The following is a 22,736-nucleotide window of genomic DNA, read 5'->3' on the forward strand; positions in this document are numbered from 1 at the left end:
ACATTTTATATTCAAGTAGTTATAGCGCACACTGGCAGAAGCTCTATGGCATGGATATTGAAGGAGCCGGTCTGTTTCGGGGGATCAGATCCTTGAAGAAAAAAACGGAAAGCACAGCGCTTACCGATGCGATAGTTGTCGATGACGACCCGGTGTACCTCTCCTTCTGGCGCAGGATTCTCACCGATATGGGCATCATACATTTCAAACTGATCGACGACCCCGTGATAGCCGCTGATATGATCAAAAATTTTCCGTGCGCCTTGCTCATCAGCGACCTAATCATGCCGGGGATATCCGGCTTCGACCTGGCGGGGATCGCGCTCGGCGCGTGCGAACAGTGCAGGATCATACTCACGACAGCATATCGCACGGAGCTGTCCCGGTTTCATCTTCCGCATAAAAAATTTCACATACTTTACAAACCTTATTCCAACCTCGAAGAACTCAAGAAGCTCCTGGTGCATCTTATCGAAGACGACCCCAATTACGAAGACATGAACGAGGATTCATTCACCGAAAATAAGGATTTTCCGGAAATTCTCGAGTGGAAATTCTAAAATGTGCGCTTTAAAATATCAAAGGCAAACCAGCCCGGCGAACTCTGCAATAAGGCGTTTCACCTCTCCGCTGTTGAAACTGACCATGACCTTGTGACCGAAGCTCGTTTTCTCGCAGCTTCTCACGACACCGACTCCAAAAACCGGATGACGCACCCTCATTCCATTTGAATATGGCGCCCTTCGCTCCTCCTGCGGCCTCTGATCAAACTCGCCCGAGAAATCATCGGATGAATAATCGAATTCATCCGCGGGAAGGAAAGACCTCCGTTTGAAAGATCTGTTTACCGAGACAGAGGAATCGTTGTCATCGGCACAAAAGGGCGGGCTGGAAAGGGAAATACGCCTTATGGAATCCTCCGGCAATTCACCGAGAAATCTCGATGCCACGCTGTACTTTTCCGCTCCAAAGAGCCTGCGCTTGAAGGTGTAGGATATCGTCAGGTCGTTCATCGCTCTAGTCATCCCCACATAGCAAAGACGGCGTTCCTCCTCGAGCTCATTGGGATCGTTCAATGAACGTGAGTGCGGAAAAAGCCCCTCCTCGAGGCCTACCATGAAGACGGAGGGGAATTCGAGCCCCTTTGCCAAATGAATGGTCATTAGAGTAACGGCACCCCTGTCGTCGTCCATTCTGTCGATCTCGGAAACGAGGGCGATCCGATCAAGAAATTCCACCAGCGGATCGGAGTCTGAAGCGGGAACGAACTCCTCCATAGCCGTAAGCAACTCGTTTATATTCTCCAGGCGGCTTTCGGATTCAACCGATGAAACCGACGCAAGCGCGGATATGTATCCGGACTTCTCAAGCAGCTCACGGACCAGTTCACCCAAGCCCATCGACGAAGAAGCATCCCTTACCGATGCAATGACGGAACAAAATTCCAGGAGTTTTTCACCGGTGGAACGCCTGATCGCCCCCGAGCCTACAAAGGAGGGAATCGCGGCGCTCAAGGAAATCCCTCGAAAAGCGGCGTATGACTTCAATTTTTCAAGCGATGTTTTTCCGACACCCCGCGAAGGGCTACTCACGGCCCTCAAAAAACTAAGATCGTCGTTTGAATCGACCACAAGTTTCAGGTACGATATTACATCCCTGACTTCGGCCCTCTCATAAAAACGAACACCTCCGTAAATCCTGTATGGAATGCCTTTGATGCTAAAAGCCTCTTCGAATGGCCTCGACTGCGCATTCGTACGATAAAATACGGAGATGTCGCCGTAGCGCTTCCCCTGCGATGCGACCTCCTGAATTTTACATGCAACAAATTCCGCCTCCGAACGCTCGCTATCGCATGAAACTACGGAGACTTTTTCACCATCTCCATTGTCGGTCCATATCTCCTTATCGGTTCTGCCAGCGTTGTTATTTATCAAAACTGCTGCTGCGCGAATGATGGCCTTGCTCGATCTATAATTTTGTTCCAGCTTGACCACATCACATCCTGGGAAATCCTCGGCAAAGCGCAGGATGTTGCTCACATCCGCACCGCGCCATCTGTATATCGACTGATCCTCATCCCCAACCACGCATATATTCCTATGCTCTTTTACAAGGTGTTCGATGAACCTGTACTGCGCATTGTTGGTATCCTGGTACTCATCGACCATGACATATTTCCACCTGCGCCTGTACAATGAAAGCAGCTCGGGATAGTCGTCGAACATCTTGACAACCAAGCGTATCAGATCGCCGAAGTCCACCGCCTCGAGCTGCATCAGCCTATTTTGGTAGAGATCATACACCTTTGAAATCTTTCTCAGATAAGGATTGTCTCCTAATTTCAGAGCGAACGACTTCGGATCAAGACAGGAGTCTTTAGCACGACTTATCTTGTCAACTACCGCGTTGGGGAGAATTTTACCCGTATCTATGTTGAGCGCAGCGAGACATTCCTTCACAAGAGCCGTCTGATCGTAATCGTCGTACACCAAAAATTTTGGACTCATACCTATCTTCTCGGAATGTTTTCTGAGGAGCTTCAGGCAGATGGAGTGAAATGTTCCTATAGAGATCTCGCGCGCACGCGAGCCGATCAGTTTTTCCACGCGACTCGCCATCTCGCCTGCGGCCTTATTCGTAAATGTTACGGAAAGTATCTCGGAGGGATAGGCATGTCCCTCTTCGATGATGCGAGCCAGCCTCTGCACCAGCACCATGGTCTTGCCACTGCCGGGGCCTGCAAGCACCAGCAGGGGGCCTTTTGTATGCGATACGGCTGCAAGCTGCGCTGAATTCAGATTCGTCATTCTACAGTTACGCTCTTCGCAAGATTTCTGGGTTGGTCTACGTCCGTCCCTTTATGATCGGCTGCAAAATAGGCGATCAGCTGAAGCGGAATAGAAGCGAGAATCGGTGTCATAAATTCATCTGCAGCGGGTATTCGCACGACCTCGTTGACGGTAAAATTTATTGCTTCATCCCCTTCGCTGGCTACCGCTATCGTGAATGCTCCGCGAGCCTTCACCTCTTCGATATTAGACAGCATCTTCTCGTAGGACTCGTCCTTCGGGATTATCGCCACGACCGGAACACCGCTGTCTATAAGCGCTATCGGCCCGTGTTTAAGCTCTCCGGCTGCAAAACCCTCGGAATGAACGTAAGATATCTCTTTGAGCTTCAGCGCGCCCTCTAGCGCGACCGGGAAATTGTGGTTCCTGCCGATGAAGAGAACATTTTCAGCCCCGGCTATCATCTCGGCAATATCCTTTATGTGATTGGACTGTTCAAGCACCTCCGCTACCAATCGCGGCAATTTGAGCATCTCCTCGACCATGGATCTTATCTGCGCACCGCCAAGGCTGCCGGTCCTCCTGCTGACATCTAGGGCAAACAATACGAGGGCGACGAGCTGGGCCGTGAATGCCTTCGTGGAGGCGACACCTATTTCGGGGCCGGCATAGGTATAGATGGTAGTATCTGCCATGCGGGTTATCGAACTGCCCAAAACGTTACATATCGCCATGACCGTACAGCCTCGCTCCTTTGCGAGTTTTTCCGCGGCTATGGTATCGGCGGTTTCACCCGACTGCGATATAGGCACAATCAATGTCCTGGAATCGAGTATCGGGTCCCTGTATCTAAACTCGGATGCATAATCGATGGCGACGGGAATTTTCGTAAGAGACTCAATAATATATCTGCCTACCATCGCAGCATGCAGCGATGTCCCGCACGCGACTATGGCGATTCGATCAAACTTAGGATTGCTGCCGTCGAACAAGCTATCGATCTCCTTGAGCTCGACCACGCCGCGCTCCTTGGAAACACGCCCGGCAAAAATATCCTGAAACATGTCACGCTGATCGTGTATCTCTTTGAGCATGAAGTGTTTGAACCCGCCCTTTTCTGCCATGACAGGATTCCATGGTATATGCTGCTTTTCACGATTTATACGAGTTCCTTCCGAATCATATATTTTAATCTCCCTTGAAGAGACGACCGCATGCTCGCCATCTTCTATGAAGATCACCCCTTTTGTGTAAGGGAGCAAAGCGGGTATATCTGAGGCGACATATCTCGAACCGTTACTCTCTCCCAAAACCATAGGACTTCCGGTCTTGGCGATATAGAGAACGCCGGGCTCCTGCGCGTTCATTATGACCATAGCATATGAACCTCTGAGCCTAGCTAGCGTCTCCCTCAAAGCAGAGAGGGAGTCTCCTCCGTTCCTTTTGAAATTGTAGTCCATCAGGTGACAGATGACCTCAGTATCAGTCTCGGATGTGAAGCGGTGCCCGCTCGCAGTCAGAGACTCCCTGAGCTCCAGATAATTCTCGATGATCCCGTTATGCACCACGACTATGTCGCCGGAGCGATGTGGATGAGCGTTCATCTCGTTGGGATTGCCGTGGGTGGCCCACCGGGTATGACCTATTCCTGTATTCCCGACCAGATTACACTCATTCACCATCCTCTCCAAATTGGAGAGTTTTCCCTCCGCACGAACTATCTTTATCTCTCCCGAACTCAGCACCGCTATGCCGGCGGAATCGTACCCGCGGTATTCCAGCCTCCTCAGTCCATCGATCAGTATGGGCGTCGCCTGCTCAGTACCCACATATCCCATTATTCCACACATAGATTCCTCTCCATTTAAGAAGATATATTTCTATTTCTTTTTCTTCCGCCTCTTCGACCAACCCGGCACGACCTTTTGCTGAACCCTCGACAGCGCCAGCGCAAACTCCGGGACGTTCTTCGTTATCGTAGAACCAGCTCCTATCGTAGCGCCGCGTCCCACTCTCACCGGGGCCACGAACTGAGTATCGCTGCCAACAAAAACCCCGTCGCCGATCGAAGTTCTGTACTTGGCAAAACCATCATAGTTGCAGGTAATAGTTCCGCATCCGATGTTAGCGCCTGCGCCTATCACCGCATCGCCGAGATAGGTCAGATGATTGGCTTTTGATCCATCCTTCATCGTACATTTCTTCAGCTCAACAAAATTTCCAATGCGAACATTCTTGCCGACTTTGGAATCCGGTCTCACCCTTGCGAATGGCCCGAGTATCGCTCCACCTCCAATCGTGCTTTTTTCTATAACGCTGTGTGCCTTTATATGAACCCCGTCGCCGACCACTGAGTCCTTTATGACCACCCCGTTTTCGATTATGCAATCACAGCCTATCCTTGTATTGCCTGAGATGAATGTGTAGGGCATCACCGTCGTATCTGCGCCTATCTTCACCCCGAAGTCTATATTCGTATTTCTGCTGTCTAGGATCCCCACGCCTCCCAGCATATGCGCAGCGTTGATCCTTTCAATCATCAACTCGCGCACCCTGGACATATCGATGCGCGTGTTGATTCCAAGAAAGTCCGTAGCAGGCTCCCCGCTCCAAGCAGTGACGCTCACCCCCTCTTTGAGGGCTATGCCCACAAGATCGGTGATATAGTACTCGCCCTTCGCATTCTTATTGGAGAGCTTCTTCAGGGATTTGAAAAGCCACTGGGCATCGAAGCACATAATTCCAGAGTTGACCTCCCTAATCTTTAGCTCCTCTTCGTCGGCGTCCCTGGCCTCGACGATTTTGACGACCTTGCCGTCCAGATCGCGAACTATCCGACCATAGCTGCCCGGCTCTTGGAGGTTCATCGTCAGAATGCCCATAGTAGAACCCTTTTCCGAAACGTATTTCAGAAAAGATGAAATCACCTCGCCTCGTATCAGCGGCACATCGGCGCACAGTGAAAGCGCATACCCCTTGAAGCCCTTGAGAGCTTTTCCGGCTGCCTGAACGGCATTGCCGGTGCCAAGCGGCTGCCTCTGTACAGCATCTTCAAGGCGATTGTTAAGAATGTATTCCTTCACATCCCTCTGCGACGGCCCCCTAACGACTATTACCCTGTCAGAGCCAACCTCTCGCCTCACCACATCCACAACGTAGGAAATGACTGGGCGCCCCAAGAGGTCGTGCAGCACCTTCGACTTTTTGGATTTCATCCTAGTGCTTTTACCTGCAGCGAGTATGATAGCGGCGACCTTAGCCATCTAACCCTCCGTTTTTATTAACTTATTCATTTAAAGCCGAATTTTTAAAATTTCAGCGCTTATATAATCAGGGGGATCGGAATACAAGCCTCATTTTGACATTATATGTCGGCATGTGATAGGCCAATCGTGCTGGAAAACGGAGGGAGAAGATGAGCACCACACAGCAGACCATATCGAGGCAGCTTGGCATATTCAGGCCGCTGACCAGGATCCCCAGATCCAGCCTCTTCAACTTTGCGGCAATTCTCCTGCTGTTCCTCTTCATATTTACCCTCCAGAAGCTGAGCGACCGGATAACACCCGCCGACACAGCATCAAAACCTTCCGCCCCAGCCGCAGCATCTGCATTAACTGCTACCCCGACGACAACTGCGCAGAGGCAGGAGATCGCAGGAGAAGCGATAAGCCGGAAGAAGCTGGTCTTGCCAGAGATAAAACCGGAGGTAGAAAAGACACCCGAAGTCTCAATCGCCATCGGCAACGCTAAACCAAAAACCGCAAACGTTCCATCCGGGCATGCCGTGGAAGAGCTCGATAGCCACGAGGCCCGCATGATCTATTTGAATCAGAACAGAAGCTATTTTCAAAATTCCACCCAACCGAGCGAAATCGGTCGGCCTCAAATCGTCCATCATGCGCTGGCGCTTCAAAAGACCGAAGACGACACGGAATATTTTATACCATTCGAAGAGAATGCCAAATAGAGAGATCCGACCGATCACGACAAATGATAAATCAACATCCTGTAGATAAAATCATTCAGACGGCGATGAGATACGGAGCCGACTTTGCCGAGGTCTTCATCGAACAGAAGCGTTCAACGACCATAACCCTCGACAATAGGAAGATCGAAAATGCTTCATCATTTTTCGACCACGGGATAGGGATCAGAGTCATATCCGAGGGAAGAACTGCATACGGAGCCACCAACGACCTTTCAAAAAAAGCACTGCTGGAAATGGCAAAGTCCGTCGGAAAAGCCGTGAGGGCTAAAAACGCGGACGTAAAAAAAATAACGCTGGTTGAGATGGCTCCGGAATCTCCATCGATGGTCAAGCATCATCCATCCGGAGTCAAACTCGAAGAGAAATGCGAGATAGTCAAGAGGGCCAACGAAACGGCGTGGAGCGCAGGCACCGCGATATGTCAGGTTAAAATAACCTACAGAGACGCAGTGCGTAGGATACTGATAGCGTCATCATCGGGAACATATGCGATCGATGAACAAGTAGGCACCGCGCTTCTGGTTCAAACTGTCGCAGCCGACAAAGAAGTCCTTCAAACAGGATACGAGGTCATCGGCGGAAGCCTTGGCTTCGAAACATTCGACGAAACGATGCCTGAAGAAATAGCCGAGCGCGCCGCCAAGAGAGCGCTACGGAATCTGAAGGCCCGCCCGGCCCCGGCCGGCAAGATGCCCGTAATAATCGCCGGCGAAGCAGGCGGAACGATGATCCACGAGGCGGTCGGGCACGGTCTTGAGGCCGACCTCGCTCTCGACGGAAACTCCGTGTACTCAGGAAAAATCGGAGAACAGGTTGCCAGCCCGCTTGTGACCGTCATAGACGACTCAACTCTGCAGGGGAAAAGGGGCACATTCACGTTCGACGACGAGGGGACCTGCGCAAAGCGCACGGTCCTGATCGAAAAAGGAATTCTAAAAAATTATATGTCCGACAACATCAGGGCACAGAGGTCAAAAAGCGTCTCTACAGGAAATGCCAGGCGCGAAAGCTACAGGGTCCCGCCGATAGTCAGGATGACCAACACGATCATCGCCCCAGGCTACGACGATGCAGCCGCGATACTGCGCGACACTGAATCCGGGCTCTTCGTAAAACGCATGGGAGGCGGCCAGGTCAACACGATCAATGGAGATTTCGTATTCGACGTTCAAGAAGGTTATCTCATTGAAGAGGGGAAGCTGGGAGATCAGGTCCGCGGGGCAACTCTCATAGGAAACGGTCCCAAGATACTCATGGAGATAGACCGCATAGCGACCGACCTCGGCTTTTCAATCGGCACCTGCGGCAAGAGTGGGCAGGAAGCACCTGTGTCATGCGGACAGCCGACGCTCAGGATACCTGAAATAGTTGTGGGAGGCATGTAGTACAGATCATCCAAAAGAAGATCACTTCCCGCACAGACTATCCCCGACTATCTCTTTTCCCCCACCTACGAATCCTTCCGGAATGGCGCACTCATTACGAGGAATCCAGGTATATTCTTCACAGCATTTCACCATCATCGCGCCGAATCCGTAGGACTCACAACATACCATGTCCGGCGCTGAGAGATCCTCGTTACATGAAAAAGAAGAGATTCCTAACAAAATCAGCGCTAGAACTATAGTGATCCTTTTCATAATCGGCTCCATCCTTATCATGCGATCATTATGAAGTTATGCTGCCGTCCCTCTTCATTTTTGTCCCGGCGGTAGGAGTTAAAGGCATCTTCACAGAAGGTGCATCTATCAGAGACATCTATAGATGAAGCCGGCACCCCTGCGGCCTCAAGCAAAAGCCTGTTAGCCGCCTTGAGATCCGCATGAGATGAATCGATGCACCACGAATCCCCTATCCGAAGGCTGGACAATGCGTCTATGACTTCGCCCCCCACCTCGTAACACCTTCCGCATATGGAAGGTCCTATAGCGGCAACCAGATTCCCGGGGTCAACGCTGAAGGCATCGCGCATCGCAGCGATCGTCTTACCTACGATATTTCCTGCACTGCCCCGCCAGCCCGCGTGGACCGCTGCGACCGCGCAGGCATCCCGGTCGGCGAGAAGTATCGGAACGCAATCGGCGGTCCTCACGAAGCACACTATTCCCGGTCTGTCGCTTATGAATGCATCTCCCTTTATGATGAGAGATTCCTTCGACCGCATAAGGTAGTGTACGGTACTGCCATGAACTTGGTCGGTCTGAAATACAAAGTGGTCTTTGACCCCGATGGCATCGAGATATTCCGGCCCCGTAATGCCGCGAAGGCCGAAGCCGTGGACAATTCCATCGATTTTCTCGATGAGATCAGAATAGATCAAAGTGTAATTGCCGGCCTTTTTTTCAAACATCATCTCCCCCCACTGCAAAGATTTCTGAGAGAACAAAGCATGGATGCAAAGTCTTTCGCTATCTCAGATTCAAATTCCATAAATTCGCCGGATTTAGGGTGATAAAATCCAAGCTTCCAGGCATGAAGCGCAGGCCTCGAAAAGGATGCGACGGCTTCCATAAGTTGACTCTTCGTAAGACGCTTTATCTTTTTTTCACCCCCATAAACCGGATCACCGACGAGAGGGTGAGAACCTTCGGCAAAATGAACGCGTATCTGGTGAGTGCGACCGGTATGAAGGGTGACCTCAACGAGGGTCAGATGTTTATAAAACCTTTCGACAACTCTCCATTCTGTGAGGGCCTGCCTCCCAATCCTGCTCCTCGACGAAAATTTCTTTCTGTCTCTTTGAGACCTTCCTATCGGAGAATCGAAAAACCCCTTATCCCCCTGCATTGATCCATACACAAGCGCCAGATAAATTTTTTTTACCTTTCTAGATTTGAACTGATTTGAAAGCGAATTGTGCGCTGCATCGTTTTTTGCAGCAACTATGGTTCCGCTCGTACCGACATCCAGCCTATGAACTATGCCGGCGCGTATTTTACCGCCTATCCCGGAAAGATTTTTGCAGTGTGCCAGCAGAGCGTTCACGAGGGTGCCATCCCTGTGGCCCGCCGCAGGATGAACGACCATTCCTGCTGGCTTATTCACGACTATAACATCATCATCCTCATATATAACATCGAGAGGTATATCCTGTGCAAAACCTTCGGAAGATTTAGGCGGAGGAATCAAAACCTCGACCACATCCCCATCTTTGACCTTGAATGCAGGCTTTTTTATCTCCCCCGAAACAGTTACGTCGCCGTTTAAAATCAGGGCGCCAGCTCTTGAGCGAGATATGCCGGAAATTTTTTCGGACACAAACATATCCAGACGAAGCCCTTCGTCGTTTTTTTCAACAGCAATCCTCTCTTTTATGGAGTCCATGATGGCATCAGCTCTCAAGTTCGACATTCCAGTAGCTGAAGTCGACCATATTTACAAACGGCTTCCATTCCTCATAACCGGAAAGAAGATTCAAACCCGAGAACGGGGTCATATGAGGACGCACCGGTTTTTTGAGAAGACGCATGCCGGCCTCTTCCGGAGTGCATCCACCTTTTGTCAGGTTGCACTTGCGGCAGCTAGCGACAACATTTTCCCATGTCGTGCTGCCACCGCGAGAACGAGGGATCACGTGGTCGATGTTTAGCTGCGTGCGTTTGAACCTAAGGCCGCAATACTGGCAGGTGTAATTGTCGCGAAGCATTATATTCATACGCGAAAAACGAACGGTCCTCTTTGGAAGTCGGTCGTAGGTGGCGAGTATCAAGACGCGCGGCACGCGTATCGCCTTGCCGATAACTCCCACGGTTTCATCATTGACGCTGGCAGAAAGCTCGGCCCAGCTTTTGAAATCGAATGTCTTGAATTCGCGATCGACGGCATGCGCAATGCCTGAGACGAGCATGCAGAAAGCCCTGCGCACGGTCACTACGTTGACCGGCATATAGTGTTTATTCAGGACTAGAACCGACGAGGATAACATCGGCCCGATGGTATCCTGAAATAGGCGTCAGATCAAGCTTTAGCTGGTTAAAGACCTCATCTTCCCGCGTATCTGATCGATCGATGTAAAACCGTGGGTCAAGCAATAATTCTTAATTCCGCTCACGATATCCCATGCGGTGGAAGGTTTAACAAAATTTGCAGTGCCGACCTGTATTGCCGACGCACCGGCGAGCAAAAATTCGGCGGCATCAGAGGAGTTCATTATTCCGCCAAGCCCAACTATAGGAATTTTAACCGCACGAGAGGCATCGTACACCAGTTTCAGGGCTATCGGCTTGACCGCAGGGCCGGAAAGACCGCCGCTACCGTTGGTGAGGACCGGTTTCATCCTCACCGAATCGATCGCCATAGCGGGAACTGTGTTTATGAGCGACAATGCATCGGCCCCGACATCTTCCATGGCACGCGCCATCTGTCGAATATCGGAGACCTGAGGCGAGAGCTTCACCATCAGAAAACCACCGTAGGATTTGCGGACTCTGTCGATGACTTTTTTTGCCATCTCGGGATCGGTGCCGAACTGAACTCCGCCAGCCTTCACATTTGGACAGGAGATATTAACCTCGATCCCGGCGATGCCATTCACTCCTTCGAAAGAGCTGGAGACCTCCTCGTACTCTTCAATGCTGGAGCCGAAGACGTTGACGATGACCGTCGCCATTTTCGATACGAGAAATGGAAGCTTTTCGGAGAGAAATTTTTCAACCCCGACATTGGCAAGGCCGATGGCATTGATCATCCCAGATGGGGTCTCGACGATGCGAGGCATCGGGTTCCCTTCGCGGGGCTTCAGAGATATTCCCTTGGTGACGACAGCGCCAAGCGCCGCGAGATTGAACATCTCGGAAAATTCCTCGCCATATCCGAAGGTGCCCGAAGCGACCATGACGGGATTTTTAAGTTCGAGTTTGCCTATTCTGGTTTTAAGTAAATCGGGCATCGTTTATCTTCTCCATCGCGGAAAAATCATTAGCCGTTATCCCACATCAGATCATTCACGTCAAAAACCGGTCCCTCGCGGCAGGTCCTCACGTAACCGCCGGATACATCTTTGCACACGCAGCCGAGACATACCCCTATCCCGCACCCCATGTATCTCTCGGTGGAAACCTGTGCGGGCAATGAATTCTTTTTTGAAATTGCTGCTACTGCCTTCAGCAAGCCTTCCGGACCGCATGCGAAGATGGAGGGTGAATAGAAAGATGCAAGTTCCGCACACAGAAGCTCGGTGATCAACCCGCACCTTCCCAAAGAACCATCTTCGGTAGAAAGATGAACAGCGACTCCGATCTCATCCAGTTGATCGATATAAAAAAGATCGCTGCGGCTCTTTCCGCCGTAGAACAGATGGGGAGAATAACCGTTTTCACGAAGCAGCGAGGCAAGCCCGAAAATGGGAGCTATCCCGTATCCTCCCGCGATTAGAAGCGGGGTCGAATTCGACTCGAGCTTTGAGATATCGAACCCATGTCCGCAGGGGCCTAAAACATCTATCTCCGTTTCTCTCTTCGCCTCCGCAAGCAGACGAGTTCCTCTGCCGACTACTTTGTAGCATATTTCGAGTTCACCTTTGGAAAGTCCCGCGATTCCAAAGGGCCTGCGCAGAAAGACCTCATTGCCAGGAATGGAAAGCATGACGAACTGACCCGGCACGAATCCTTCCCAGGCGACGCGAATGCGCATCATATGAAGGTTATCGCTCACCTTTTCATTCAGGGAAATTTTGCAGCGTTCATCTTTCAATCGACCTCCGGCATCGAAATCTAAACGACATTCATACACATAACAAGGGCGTCTGCACCATCGTCCTGATAGTAATTTTTTCGAACTCCGATGATTTTAAAACCGAGGGACTCATAAAGGTTCTTGGCTGAAACGTTATAATGCCTGACCAAGAGATATATGCGCTCAACATCATAACCGCGAGCGAGATCGAGCATTTTATTCAGCATTCTTCTGCCGATGCCCTTCCTTCGCCACGATGATTTTACAGCAAAGGTATGAAGTTCCATCTCATCATAGATCCGCTGTATCAACATATAGGCAACGACCTCGTCTCCGGATTTTGCCACCCACATCTCGACCGTATCCAGCGCCACCACTTCCTCGTAGGACTGCCTCGACCACGGAAGGGTGAAAGCCTCGACCTCGATCTTCATTATTTCATCGATCTGAGACGGGTCGAACCTAACGATGTTCAATTCGCTGCCCTTTGAATTTTCGCTCATCTGTTACCTGGCAAGAGCGTCGCGGCCCCTGTACCTGGCCCTGTCGCCAAGGGTCTCTTCTATGCGAAGAAGTTGATTATACTTGGAAATCCTGTCTGACCTCGAAGCGGAGCCGGTTTTTATCTGCCCGGCGTTGGTGCCAACTGCGACATCAGCGATAGTGTAATCGCTGGTCTCTCCGGAACGGTGTGAAATCACGGTGGTGTACTTCGCATCGTGGGCCATCCTTATGCAATCGAGGGTCTCCGTAAGTGTACCGATCTGGTTCAGTTTTATAAGAATCGAGTTTGCCGTGCAGCTGGAAATTCCCTGCGAAAGCCTCTTGGGATTGGTCACGAAGAGATCGTCGCCGACGATCTGAATCTTGCCGCCCAACCTCTCGGTCATGAGTCTCCATCCTTCCCAATCATCCTCGGCAAGGCCATCTTCGATCGACACGATCGGATATTTAGAAACAAGATCTTCGTACCAGGCGATGAGTTCCTCTGAAGACATCTTCGGGTTTTTCTCAGCCTCGAGAATGTAAACCCCGTTTTTGTAGAAGGAGGAGGATGCCGCGTCGATGGCAAGGGTGATATCGCTGCCCGGCTTGTAACCGGCATTTTCGATGGCGAGCATGATGACGTCGAGGGCTTCTTTATTCGATCCGAGATTCGGCGCGAAGCCGCCCTCATCGCCAACAGAGGTGGAAAGCCCTCTTTCCTTCAAAACCTTCTTCAGGCTATGAAATACCTCGGCGCCCATCCTCAAACCCTCATGAAAGTTTTTCGCACCTACCGGCATCACCATCCATTCCTGGATATCGACGTTGTTATCGGCATGCTCGCCGCCGTTTAGTATGTTCATCATGGGAACAGGGAGCACGCTCGCCGACCTGTCGCCGTAGAGTGAAGCGATATATTCAAAGAATTGCATCTTGTTATACACAGCAGCTGCCTTGGCAACGGCAAGGGAAACGCCAAGTATCGCATTAGCTCCAAGCTTTGTCTTGTTTGGCGTCCCATCGACATCTATCATGGCGGCATCGATCGCCTTCTGCCCCGTCACAGGAAGGGTCTTAACGACTTTTTTCAAAACCGTATTCACATTCTCTACCGCCTTGAGGACCCCCTTGCCCATATAGCGTTTTTTGTCCCCGTCGCGAAGTTCGCATGCCTCGTGAATTCCGGTAGAAGCACCGGATGGAACCGCCGCGCGACCCAGCACCCCACCTTCTACGTAAACATCGACCTCTACAGTCGGGTTGCCCCTTGAATCCAAAATCTCCCTGCCTATTACGTCGATAATTTTGGCCACTTTCTTCCTCCGTTTTGTTTAAAATTTGGGTGAGAGGGCTACATCATAAAGGCGTGCGTGTCAATTGATGGGAAAAGGAAGATTTTTAGGCGTAATCGAGTCGCCGTTCGATATGATTAGCTAGCGTTTGAGGGCTAAGAGTATCTCTTTCCTCAGTTCAGTGAAAAAAACTTTCGAGATCGTTCAGGTCGATCTCCTTCAGCATCCTCGGCAAAACCCGGATATTTTCGGCGTCGAGAATGACTTTGACCCACTGAAACGCCTCGATGTCGGCATCCTTGTTCTTCGCGAGCTCTATCACCTTCATTATGTCGAAATTCAGGAACGGCTTGAGAAAATACAGATCCACATAGCTTTTGGGATCAAACCTGCCATAGATAGCCAGCGCTTTGTTGAGCCCGATATTGAGCGGGCAATCCACCATAAAATCGCCCTTGAGCTCTGGCGCACCGAGGCGGGGATAGATGATCCGTATCAAATAATTTTTTGAAGAACTTCCGATTCGATCAGTGAAATTTCTAAAGGCTCAAACCACTTTATCTCCGAGTCCGCCCGAAACCAGGTCATCTGGCGTTTGGCGTAGCGGCGACTGTTTCTCTTTATAAGCCTTACCGCCTCATCGAGGGATACCTCTCCGGCGAGGTGCGAAACGAGCTCCTTGTAGCCTACCGCCGAGAAGGGTTGGGCAGCGCTGTCATATCTGTCGAGAAGCGCACGAACCTCTTCGAGAAGGCCCGCTGCCATCATCGAATCGACGCGGGCGTCGATGCGGCGATAGAGCTCCTCCCTTTCGATGTTGAGGCCGATTTTCAACGCATCGTAACGACGGCTGGAAAATTCATGGCCGGAGCGAAACTCGCTCGCTGGAGATCCGGCGAGTTGAAATATTTCAAGAGCGCGGATTATCCTGATTTTGTCGTTGGGATGTATTGAAGAGGACGATTGAGGGTCGACCCTTTCAAGCTCTTCGTAAAGCGCCGCAAGGCCCTCGGCTTTCGCACGGGATTCGAGCTCTGCCCTCAGCGCGGGATCGGACTCCGGCGCCTCACAGATCCCGAATTCGAGCATACGGAGATACATCCCTGTTCCTCCAACGACAAAGGGAATCATGCCGCGCGATGAGATGTCATCGATCGCAGCATCGGCGCGTCTTAAAAATTTTTCAGCATCGAAACGTTCGGACGGATCGCAGATGTCGATCAGATGATGCGGCACCTCGCGAAGCTCTTCTTCGAACGGCTTCGCCGTGCCTATATCAAAGCCACGCCAGATCTGCTGGGAATCGGCAGAGACGATCTCGCCGGAACATCCCTTCGCCAGAAATATAGCCAAGGCGCTCTTCCCTGACGCCGTCGGTCCGCATATGACTATTATCTTTTTCATAGTTAGCGTCATCAACCATCGACCAAATTCGAACGCGCGCATGATCAATAGTCGACGCTCAATTGTCCATGGTCGATTAAAAATTAATGGTCAATCCCTCTTGAACCACTTTTCGATCTCCTGCGGGTCAATTTTTACGAGCGCCGGACGCCCGTGGGGACAATGAGTGACCCTTTCCCTCACAACATCGTGAACAAGGGCCGCCACCTCCGCATCAGAAAGCCTATCCCCGCTTCGAATCTGTGAATGACATGCGATCCTCGTCAGTATCCTATTTACCGCATCATCTGCGGATGACGAAGCGCCGAGCTCCTCAAGATCCGAGGCGAGATCGGAAAGGAATCCTGCCAGAGAAATTCCGGCGAGCATCTCCGGTACGCTTTTCACCACGACGGAATTACCGCCGAAGTGCTCTATCTCGAACCCCGCTTCCGAGAGTGCTCCAAAATGTTCCATGACGTGAGCCAGCTCCTTAGGGCTGAGTTCGACCCTCTCCGGAATCAACAGGCGTTGCCCTGCGACACCCCCGCGGGAACGCTGATTCTTCAGCGCCTCAAATCCTAACCTCTCATGAGCGGCGTGCTGGTCTATAACGACGAGCGAGCGGTTCTCATCCTCGCAGAGGATATAGGAAAGTCCCAGCTGTCCTATCGGACGAAGCCGCGGCAGGTCTTGTGAAGTGAAGAAAAGATCGCGGTGCTCCAAATTCCTTTTCTCACCTGACGCAAAATTCGAAAAACCCCTTAAGGGCTGACACTCTCGCCTTTCCTCAAAACGCATGATCGCATTTTCCACACCAGGAAATCGAACCGATCCCGCAGAGGTCGGAAAACCGCTCTGCAGCCCTTTGCGCATGGCGGATTTTAGAAACTCATAGACGGCTCCGGAGTTGGCGAACCTCACCTCGCGCTTCGTAGGATGTACGTTGACGTCAACTTTCGAAGGATCGATCCGCATCCAGAGAATCGCCGCCGGGTACCTGTCTCGCAAAGTCCCGTCCCCCAACGCCGAAGTCACGGCATGGATGAGAAGCCTGTCGCGCACCGGACGCCCGTTCAGAAAGATATGGATATCCTTTCCGCCGCGCCTTCCGTTTTCCGAAACCCATCCCTCCACGGAAATTTCTGGGGCCGGTTCGTAAATTTTTTTTAGTCCGGCCGAAACCGAATCGCCAACGAGGGAGATAATCCGCGATTTCATCGCATCATCGTCGGCGAAGTCGGCGGCATGTGCACAGAGGCGCTCCTTGCCATCACATGACAGGTCAAATCTCACCGAGGGGTTGGCAAGCGCCAGGGCAACTACGGAATCGTGAACGTGGCCAAACTCCACAGCATCCGATTTTAAAAATTTCATGCGCGCCGGAACGTTGCCGAAAAGTTTTTTAACCGAGACCCGCGTACCCGAAGGACATCCAGCTGGATGAGGGCCATCGGCCGCACCGAAAGAGAGAATGATACGCGACCCTTCGAGCGCCTCCGAAGCAGGCCTCGATTCTATCTCCATTTCTGAGACTGCCCCTATAGCAGCAAGCGCTTCCCCCCTAAAGCCTAGCGTGTGTAAATTCCACAGATCCGATTCGCTGCGAATTTTGCTCGTCGCATGTTTCAAAACACACTTAGCGAGGTCATCTCGACCCATCCCGCATCCATCGTCCTCGACCGAGATGAGCCCCCTCCCCCCTCCGCGTATCACAATCTTTATCCTGCTCGCGCCGGCATCGATGGAGTTTTCAATCAGCTCCTTAACAACCGAGGCCGGCCTCTCTACCACCTCTCCGGCGGCGATCTTTTCCACCAGATCAACCGGCAATTCACTAATTATTCCCATAAGTTATTCCTTTAAAGCGGCTTTAAGAAAGAATGTCGAAAGTTCCTGGTGGCTTGGACTACCCCCAATTCGATACCATTTCAATGGCAAAAGATATCCTCCTTTATGCTTGAAGTAGCGGGGGAATTTGTGAAAAATCGCGGGATGATGAGAATATACGACATGACGATATCAGACCGGATCATGAAATGGCTCTCTCCGGCTTTCACAAGGCTCTCTGAAAGATGGCCCGAGAGGTTCGGGGTCCCCTCCGAAGATATGCCCCACGCATCGGCGATGCGCGATCGATGGAACATACAGCATAGGGTCCTCTTCTCAGGAATCCTCGACAGGGTACAGATGGACGCCGAATCGCTTGCGGACCTAAGGCGACTATCTTCCGAAGGCACGGTAATATACGTCTTCAAAAACCTGGGCCACCTGGAGTATGCTTACTTCAACTCGCTTTTTCTCGAAAATTCCATACCGCTCGCTGCCTATAACAACTCCGTAACCCTGAAGCGCTGGATGAGATGGGGAGATTTCTTCCGCACCATCAGGAGTGAGGAGGCCAAGATCGCCGTAAGCGGCGAGATCCCGGACCCCCTCGATGACGGCCTGCTCCCCGAGATGATCGCATCCGGAAAGAGCGCATTTATAAGAGTCCCCGCCTCCGACCTTCTCGACGACGGGCTCTTGATGACCGGAGAATCGCGCGCGCTTATCGAAGTGGTAAAGGCCGGCAGGCTCTCCGCCGGAAAAGTCTTCATACTCCCCGTGGAATTTTTATGGAGCCGCCGCCCAGACAAGCTGAAAAAATCTCTTTTTGAAATTCTCTTCGGAGAAAAAGAATTTCCGGGAATATTTCGAAGCCTGATTCTTTTTTTGAGGAGGTTTCGTTCACACGCGCAGGTCGCGATGGGCAAACCGATAGACCTTGGAGAGTTCATAATTGCGTCCGGAGGCTCGGATCAGGATGTCGCCTTAAGGCTTAAAGGGATGCTGCTCGGCTCGCTCAGGGCCTCGCGCCAGACCGTCACCGGCCCTTTGGTAAAGCCCCGCAGCTGGTTTCTCAACGAAGTGATGTCGGATCCCGAGCTGGATGAAAGCATCTGCAACATCGCTGCGGATCTCGGTAAGGAGGCGGAGAGCGTGCGTGACCTCGCCGAAAAATACATCCGGGAGATCGCATCCGACATCGACTACACCTACGTCGAGGTCATGGACAGAATTCTCGGATCGACTCTCAACAGAATCTATGAAAGCTACGAAATTGACACCAAGGGACTAAAAAGAACGAAGGACCTATACTCGGAAGGCCCGGTAATTCTGGTTCCGAATCACAAGAGCCACGTTGATTATCTCATCCTCTCGCACGTACTCCACAAAAACGGCATGACCGTTCCGCAGATCGCAGCTGGGATAAACATGAGCTTCTGGCCGATGGGCAAGATCTTCCGACGCTGCGGAGCGTACTTCATACGCCGCGAGTTCAAGGACAACACGCTCTACAAGGCGGTGCTGGAAACCTATCTTAAAATCCTGCTCAAGGAGGGATATTGCCAAGAATTTTTCATCGAGGGGGGGCGAAGCAGAACCGGCAAGCTCAGGATGCCCAAGCTCGGGATGATAGCCATGCTTGAACGGGCCGCCAAGAGAGCCGGCTTTTCGAAGCTCTCATTCATGCCGGTCTCACTGACCTACGACAGGGTCATGGAGGAAGGGAGCTACGTCGCCGAAAGCGAGGGCGCAGACAAGCAACCTGAAAACGCCGGGCAGTTGATAAAACTCACGAAATATCTGAAAGGCCGAGCATATAAGCACGGCTCCATATACGTGAGGTTTGGCGAACCGGTTGAAATGTCGGTCGACCAGCCCTCGCCGCAGCAGGTGCCGGAGATCGGTGAGTCGATAAGCAGGATTCTGAACGACAACTGCGTGATAACTCCCGTGGCGCTGGCGGCTGCATCGCTCCTTTCGCATGGGCGCAGGGGCGTGACGCTAGAGGAGTTCAACGGGACCTCGAAGCTGATATACGATTACCTTCGCAAGACAAACAACCCCTTCTCTTCCAGATTCGACTCACAGCTCGAACCCGTCATGATGAAGGCCCTCTCGATGCTTTCCTCGAGACGACTCGTTTCAATAAACATGAGCGCGCTCGGCGACTATATCTCGGTGGGGGAAACCAAAAGAAACGAACTGGCCTTTTTTAAAAATAGCATAGCCCATTTTCTCCTCCCTCTATCAGTCGCCTGTATGGAGATATCCAACAGCGGAACGCCTATCAGGAGGAAGAAGATGCTCGATGACCTTCCGCTGATACGGGATCTTCTCGCCCACGAATTTCGTTTTGAAAGGGAGAGGCTTGGAGAAAACCATCTAAATGACGCAATAGATTTTCTGATAGAAAGCGACATCGCTGAACTATCCGCCGAGGGAAATATATATCCCTCTCCCGGCTTCGCGGACAGAATCGAAAATCTGTCGCGCATCGTAATTCCCTACCTCGAAACGCTTTACATAGCCGCAGTTCATGCCCATGGCATATGCGATCGCGAGTCAGATGAAAAAGAACTCATCGAAAATATGGCTCGCACCGGTACGGATTTGTTGATGCTCGACAGGATAAGACACAAGGAAGCGATAAACAGATTCGACCTCGCGCACACGATACCAACATTGCTCGAGAATAATCTTCTCACGGAGCTTCCGCTGGAAATAGGGAAAAAAAGGCGGAGGAGATACGGGGTATCCTGTAATAATGAGATGGCGCAAAACATTAAAGTGGAACTTGAAAAGCTGCTTTAAACCCCCCTCCAATTAAGCCAATCCACTTTTTATTCACATTTGTGGAGAACTTCTTCGTCTTCTACGACGTTCAGCGACAAACGGACAGAATGCCTATCTAGCTAATTTATAAGTATATCTTATGCCTATTTATTGGTCAGTTCGATTTCGGGCGCATTTAGGGCTTAAATTATTCGCCAGAGCTCCAGCTATCCACACCTTTATCCCGAACCACTGTGAAAAACCTTTAGAGGATTTTGATATGATAATTTAAGAATATATTATCTATAAATTCTATAGTGGGAGGCAGCTTTCAAACAATCTCAGCGGGAATATCCTCGGAAGCAAACTGGTCGAAAAACTCATCATCGTAATCCTCTTCCTGATCCCGATTGCCTCCGCCCCCTTCATCTCCACCATCGCTATGGGAATGCCCTTCATGGGAGACATCCGCTACAGTGTGAAGTTTACGCTCAGCGTCCGATGCGGCAGTGAAAATTGCAGAGAGAACTCCCGAAGATAACATCGTGTGAGGCATTCCTCCAAGCCCTCGGGTCGCCTCGGCTATCGACGCGGGGGAATCCTCAGCAATTGCACACGCAAATCCAAGCGCGGAGATCCCGGCATTTCCACCTTTGGATCTCCCGAGGAAAGCTCGGCGAGCCGATAAAAAAGAAGGAAGGGGGCTAAATCCGAAATCGTTCAATGAATCGAAACCGATAGGAAGCATCCCCCGAGATAAGATCCCCTTCTTTGCAACATGGTTGGACCTAACACCAACTACCTCTGGAAGGACCTTCTCCGATCCTGAATCTGGACCCTGACTGTGGAGGATCCTCCTGAGCGCCGAGAGCTGAGCCTGTGAAAGATGCTTGGCATTTTCAAAATAGGCAGCACCCGGATTGAGGTGAATCGCCCCTTTAATAAATTCGACCGCGAAAGAAGTTGAAAGTATTCCCCCGACCACGGCCTGAGTCGGAATCAGATCGAAAGCGGCGCTCGCGAAATCCACGGGTCCCGAGGCTGCAGATGAAGCGAAGGAATGGATATAAAATGCAGGCTTCAAATCCCCCACTGAATTTTGGGTGGAAGGCGTCTGCTCCGCTCCGGATGAGGCCGAGGCATAGCTCTCGGAACTCTCCTCCGTCGATCCATGCTCAAAGGTCATCTTAAACCCGCTATAGTCTTCCGATGAGGATTCGGATTCTCCATATCCCGTAGTCTCAACATCTTCAACTTTTTCACCGGCAGGCGTCGCAATCTTGGCGGAGTGCGCCACCCCAGCATCATCGTCTTTATCGGCCTTGGCAGGCTTCGACTTGGGCTCAGGTTCGGGAGCGACGATTACGGGATCCACTTCCCTTTTCGGCGGCTGTTCGGGTTCCTCGACAGAAGGATCATCTATGGCGCTATATTCGTCAGGCGCGCAGGTACCGAGCATCCTGTCTAAGAGATCATCACAGCTTCCAAAGAGATTGATCGCACTATTTTGCGTCGAAAGGTCTGGCTCAGGCGGAATGCACTGTGGCTCATCAACAACGGTGAAAACATCCACCTCACAAGTCTGTTTCTCCGGAGATGGCAATGCAGGTTCAGGAATACAGACCTCTTCGGTCAAGAGATGTGACCCGAATACCTCCTGCTCACAGACCTCTTTTCTGGATGCGCTCCCAGCTTTTACAGCATTTTGATCCTTCTCCTCGGGCTTTGCACTGTAGATCAAAACCCTATCGCCATCGCGGACGAAGAGATTGCCATCCGCATCGATGACCGCAGCAAGCGATCCATCCGGGGCATAGAGGTTGGTTGAACCATCGGGATTTTCAGGACCCTGCACAAGGAAGGTGCCACAGAGCTTCGCAGCAAAGGCCACGGGGTCGCCGGAGAGATAGCTGCTCGCCTGCGACGACGAGAGGCCGCCAAAATAATTTCTTGAAAGATCTGTCAGGTCCATTTTGGACATAGTTAAGATAGAGGGACCTACCCCTCTATATCCATTATCGGCTGATCCAGGGGGGATGTTGCCTGGATTGTTGAGTTTTTTAGAAGATTATAAGTGCTTGAAAATAATTGACAATGTGCTGAGTCGATGCTAGAAGCCCGCGCTCGGATCGATCGTTCTTTCTTTCTTTGACAGCGCCGGATTTTGGATTATTCGGGGGTCGTCCAACGGTATAGGCATCCGTTGAGTCGCGACCATAGCCATGGACGCGACGATTACGGATGCGAATCCCCGAAGTGTGAGGCAGTGTTTTTCCGCCGAACGGTTACGAAGGGGAGGACGGCACCCTTTGCTTGGAAATCGGATTTCGGATTATTCGGGGGTCGTCCAACGGTAGGACGGCAGCCTCTGGAGCTGCATATTGGGGTTCGAATCCCTGCCCCCGAGCAAATGAAAAAGGTCGCCGAAAGGTGGCCTTTTTTATTTGCTTGGGGGTGGTGGATGAGACCCCACGGTTCGCACGCAGCCGTTAGAACAGCGGATGCGAATTTTGCAGA

General features: G+C 51.4%; 19 protein-coding genes and 1 tRNA gene. 5 read left to right on the forward strand and 15 right to left on the reverse strand.

Translation table 11 applies throughout. The features are described from left to right. Nucleotides 1-92: 92 nt before the first annotated feature. The gene (locus GX659_00450; GenBank protein NLD27262.1) at nt 93-560 is read left to right on the forward strand and encodes a response regulator; all 468 of its coding nucleotides are present in this window, start codon (nt 93-95) and stop codon (nt 558-560) included. Nucleotides 561-578: 18 nt separating this feature from the next. Here GX659_00450 and GX659_00455 read toward each other — a convergent pair whose 3' ends face one another. Genes GX659_00455 through glmU form a run of 3 tightly spaced genes read right to left on the reverse strand, consistent with a single transcriptional unit; the run spans nt 579 to nt 6,055 of the window. Next, nucleotides 579-2,810, reverse strand: a complete 2,232-nt coding sequence (locus tag GX659_00455; GenBank protein ID NLD27263.1) for a UvrD-helicase domain-containing protein — start codon at nt 2,808-2,810, stop codon at nt 579-581. Next, on the reverse strand, nt 2,807-4,642 hold the full coding sequence (gene glmS / locus GX659_00460; GenBank protein ID NLD27264.1) for a glutamine--fructose-6-phosphate transaminase (isomerizing): 1,836 nt from the start codon (nt 4,640-4,642) through the stop codon (nt 2,807-2,809). The genes GX659_00455 and glmS overlap by 4 nt, the downstream gene beginning before the upstream one ends. A gap of 30 nt (nt 4,643-4,672) precedes the next feature. After that, on the reverse strand, nt 4,673-6,055 hold the full coding sequence (gene glmU / locus GX659_00465; GenBank protein ID NLD27265.1) for a bifunctional UDP-N-acetylglucosamine diphosphorylase/glucosamine-1-phosphate N-acetyltransferase GlmU: 1,383 nt from the start codon (nt 6,053-6,055) through the stop codon (nt 4,673-4,675). A gap of 152 nt (nt 6,056-6,207) precedes the next feature. On the opposite strand from glmU, the gene GX659_00470 reads away from it, so the two are divergent. Continuing rightward, the gene (locus tag GX659_00470) at nt 6,208-6,762 is read left to right on the forward strand and encodes a hypothetical protein (protein NLD27266.1); all 555 of its coding nucleotides are present in this window, start codon (nt 6,208-6,210) and stop codon (nt 6,760-6,762) included. Nucleotides 6,763-6,785: 23 nt separating this feature from the next. Then, the gene (locus GX659_00475; protein ID NLD27267.1) at nt 6,786-8,168 is read left to right on the forward strand and encodes a TldD/PmbA family protein; all 1,383 of its coding nucleotides are present in this window, start codon (nt 6,786-6,788) and stop codon (nt 8,166-8,168) included. A gap of 21 nt (nt 8,169-8,189) precedes the next feature. On the opposite strand, the gene GX659_00480 is transcribed toward GX659_00475, so the two are convergent. The 11 genes from GX659_00480 to mutL form a co-directional block, all read right to left on the reverse strand. Beyond that, nucleotides 8,190-8,423: a hypothetical protein gene (locus GX659_00480; GenBank protein ID NLD27268.1), complete on the reverse strand. Its 234-nt coding sequence runs from the start codon at nt 8,421-8,423 to the stop codon at nt 8,190-8,192. Nucleotides 8,424-8,440: 17 nt separating this feature from the next. Continuing rightward, nucleotides 8,441-9,136, reverse strand: coding sequence for a peptidoglycan editing factor PgeF (gene pgeF / locus GX659_00485; GenBank protein ID NLD27269.1), 696 nt, complete (start codon nt 9,134-9,136; stop codon nt 8,441-8,443). Continuing rightward, on the reverse strand, nt 9,133-10,107 hold the full coding sequence (locus GX659_00490) for an RluA family pseudouridine synthase (protein NLD27270.1): 975 nt from the start codon (nt 10,105-10,107) through the stop codon (nt 9,133-9,135). Before GX659_00490 ends, pgeF begins: the two co-directional genes overlap by 4 nt. Nucleotides 10,108-10,114: 7 nt before the next feature. Then, complete coding sequence (locus GX659_00495) at nt 10,115-10,708, reverse strand: HNH endonuclease (protein NLD27271.1); 594 nt, start codon at nt 10,706-10,708, stop codon at nt 10,115-10,117. Nucleotides 10,709-10,747: 39 nt separating this feature from the next. Continuing rightward, complete coding sequence (locus tag GX659_00500) at nt 10,748-11,671, reverse strand: dihydroorotate dehydrogenase (protein ID NLD27272.1); 924 nt, start codon at nt 11,669-11,671, stop codon at nt 10,748-10,750. A 29-nt stretch (nt 11,672-11,700) separates the two neighbouring features. Further along, a complete protein-coding gene (locus tag GX659_00505) occupies nt 11,701-12,474 on the reverse strand; it encodes a dihydroorotate dehydrogenase electron transfer subunit (GenBank protein NLD27273.1) in 774 nt (257 codons plus the stop codon). 20 nt (nt 12,475-12,494) lie between these two features. Further along, nucleotides 12,495-12,959, reverse strand: coding sequence for a ribosomal protein S18-alanine N-acetyltransferase (rimI, locus tag GX659_00510; GenBank protein NLD27274.1), 465 nt, complete (start codon nt 12,957-12,959; stop codon nt 12,495-12,497). A 3-nt stretch (nt 12,960-12,962) separates the two neighbouring features. Continuing rightward, entirely contained in the window at nt 12,963-14,255 is a 1,293-nt protein-coding gene (gene eno, locus GX659_00515) for a phosphopyruvate hydratase (GenBank protein ID NLD27275.1), read from the reverse strand. 157 nt (nt 14,256-14,412) lie between these two features. Continuing rightward, nucleotides 14,413-14,679 (reverse strand): hypothetical protein, encoded by a 267-nt coding sequence (locus tag GX659_00520; protein ID NLD27276.1) that lies wholly within the window; start codon nt 14,677-14,679, stop codon nt 14,413-14,415. Between the two features lie 50 nt (nt 14,680-14,729). Beyond that, nucleotides 14,730-15,638 carry a tRNA (adenosine(37)-N6)-dimethylallyltransferase MiaA gene (gene miaA, locus GX659_00525; protein ID NLD27277.1) on the reverse strand — a complete coding sequence of 303 codons (909 nt, stop codon included), beginning with the start codon at nt 15,636-15,638 and terminating at the stop codon, nt 14,730-14,732. 90 nt (nt 15,639-15,728) lie between these two features. Next, nucleotides 15,729-17,468 (reverse strand): DNA mismatch repair endonuclease MutL, encoded by a 1,740-nt coding sequence (mutL, locus tag GX659_00530; protein NLD27278.1) that lies wholly within the window; start codon nt 17,466-17,468, stop codon nt 15,729-15,731. Between the two features lie 144 nt (nt 17,469-17,612). Here mutL and GX659_00535 point away from each other — a divergent pair, with 144 nt between their 5' ends. After that, nucleotides 17,613-20,258, forward strand: coding sequence for a hypothetical protein (locus GX659_00535; GenBank protein NLD27279.1), 2,646 nt, complete (start codon nt 17,613-17,615; stop codon nt 20,256-20,258). A gap of 292 nt (nt 20,259-20,550) precedes the next feature. On the opposite strand, the gene GX659_00540 is transcribed toward GX659_00535, so the two are convergent. Then, nucleotides 20,551-22,200, reverse strand: a complete 1,650-nt coding sequence (locus tag GX659_00540) for a hypothetical protein (protein ID NLD27280.1) — start codon at nt 22,198-22,200, stop codon at nt 20,551-20,553. Nucleotides 22,201-22,555: 355 nt separating this feature from the next. Between GX659_00540 and GX659_00545 the strand changes: the two genes are divergently transcribed. Beyond that, nucleotides 22,556-22,626: transfer RNA gene (locus tag GX659_00545), tRNA-Gln, on the forward strand. Nucleotides 22,627-22,736: the final 110 nt, after the last annotated feature.

The organism is Myxococcales bacterium (assembly GCA_012513515.1).
Taxonomy (GTDB): Bacteria; UBA10199; UBA10199; order 2-02-FULL-44-16; family JAAZCA01; genus JAAZCA01.